The sequence below is a fragment of the Kitasatospora sp. NPDC047058 genome (assembly GCF_040643935.1).
In the GTDB taxonomy this organism is placed as follows: Bacteria; Actinomycetota; Actinomycetes; order Streptomycetales; family Streptomycetaceae; genus Kitasatospora.
This window is the reverse complement of the sequence record NZ_JBEYVJ010000833.1, coordinates 1-1,528: the sequence shown is the minus strand read 5'-3', so window position 1 is coordinate 1,528 and position 1,528 is coordinate 1. Positions and strand designations below refer to the sequence as shown.

Genomic DNA, 1,528 nt, shown 5'->3' with positions numbered 1-1,528 from the left:
GGATGCGGCGGGACCTGCATGCCCGGCTCGTCCGCGATGTCGTCCGGACCGTAGTGGTCCACGAAACACCACGCCCCCACCATCCGACGCCCCAGATTCGGCAACAACCGGTGGACCACCGTGCTGCCGCCGAGCGCGGTCGCGCGCGGTGCCAGCAGTTCGCGGACGGGGCCTGCGGGGGCGGCCGGGGCGAGGGTGCGGAGGTCGGGCTCAGCCATGGGTCGGCCTGCTTCCTGGGGTCGGGGCGGCCGGGACGACGGGCGTCCCGGCGGAGACCGCGCGGGTGACGGGGGTCCGCTCGGCGATGTCCAGCAGCCGGGCGCGCTGGGTGTCGTCGAGGTCGCCGACCAGGTCGATGCGGCGGGTGATGCGGACCGCCTTCTCGGGGCCCTTCTCGTAGCCGAGGTGCACCCGGACGGTCTTCAGCGGCCAGTCCTTGCGCTGCGCGTACATCCGCAGGGTGATCGCGGTGCAGGAGCCGAGCGCGGAGAGCAGCAGGCCGACGGGGGTGGTGGCGGTGTCGGCGCCGCCGGCGGACTCCGGCTCGTCGGCGGACAGCCGGTGCCGGCCGGAGTGGATGTCGATGCGGTAGTCGTCGCCCGTGCTGGTGGCGACGGCGGCCGCCGTCCGGACGTACCCGGCCGTGGTGGTGGCGGATTCGGGGGACTCCCCCGCCGCGACGGCGCTCACAGGCCGAACCGGGCGCGCTGGGCCTCGGGCACCAGGTCGACGTAGTCGGGGTGTTTGGTCAGCCACCCGCGGATGAACGGGCAGTACGGGAGCACGGCCAGCCCCTGCTTCCGGGCGTCGTCCAGGGCGGCGCGGGCCAGCGTCCCGGCGAGGCCGCGGCCGCCGAACCGGGGGTCGATCTCGGTGTGGATGAAGGCGATCTCGGCCTCGTACCGGTGGTACTCGGCGAAGCCGGCGAGCTCGCCGTCGTCGGTGATCTCGTACCGCGACTGCTCGGGGTTGTCCGTCACGCCGGTCGTCATCGGTCCTCCTGAGGGCGAGTGCTGATCATGGAATTAATTTATCATTCAACTACAGGCGGATCAAGAGGCGCCGGGGATCACGCGGCACAGCGGGTCAGGGCACGGACAGACGGAAGGGCGGGCGGCCGGACTGTCCGGCCGCCCGCCCGTGCCCGGCGGTCAGCCGCCGTAGACGTCCTCGACGTAGCGGCCCTCGGCGACCAGCCGGTCCAGCCAGGCCTCGGCCTCCCCGGGCCCGGCGCCGGGGGTGTGCCGCCGGTGGACGGCGCGGAAGGCGGCACGGACACCGGGTGCCATCCGGGCGCCGTCGCCGCAGACGTAGACCTCGGCGCCGGCCTCCAGCAGCGACCACACCTCGTCCGCCTCCGCGGCGATCCGGTCCTGGACGAAGCGGCGGCCCTGCTCGGGGGCCTCGCTGAAGGCCGGGCGCAGCGAGACCGCCCCGTCCTGCTCGGCGCGGCGCAGTTCCTCGGCGTGCAGGAAGTCCGCGTCCGGGGCGTCGCAGCCGAAGTAGCACAGGGCCGGGGCAAGCCGGG

Annotated in this window: 2 protein-coding genes and 2 pseudogenes; all 4 read right to left on the bottom strand. The window is 74.3% G+C overall.

Annotated elements, in window-relative coordinates:
- A pseudogene (locus tag ABZ885_RS40900) lies at nucleotides 1-218 on the bottom strand (pirin family protein); the annotation flags it as partial.
- Nucleotides 211-690, bottom strand: coding sequence for an OsmC family protein (locus ABZ885_RS40895; protein ID WP_360200251.1), 480 nt, complete (start codon nucleotides 688-690; stop codon nucleotides 211-213). The gene ABZ885_RS40895 and the pseudogene ABZ885_RS40900, both read right to left, overlap by 8 nt.
- Nucleotides 687-992 carry a GNAT family N-acetyltransferase gene (locus tag ABZ885_RS40890; protein ID WP_360200249.1) on the bottom strand — a complete coding sequence of 102 codons (306 nt, stop codon included), beginning with the start codon at nucleotides 990-992 and terminating at the stop codon, nucleotides 687-689. The genes ABZ885_RS40895 and ABZ885_RS40890 overlap by 4 nt, the downstream gene beginning before the upstream one ends.
- 159 nt (nucleotides 993-1,151) lie before the next feature.
- Nucleotides 1,152-1,528: pseudogene (locus tag ABZ885_RS40885) on the bottom strand (reductase); the annotation flags it as partial.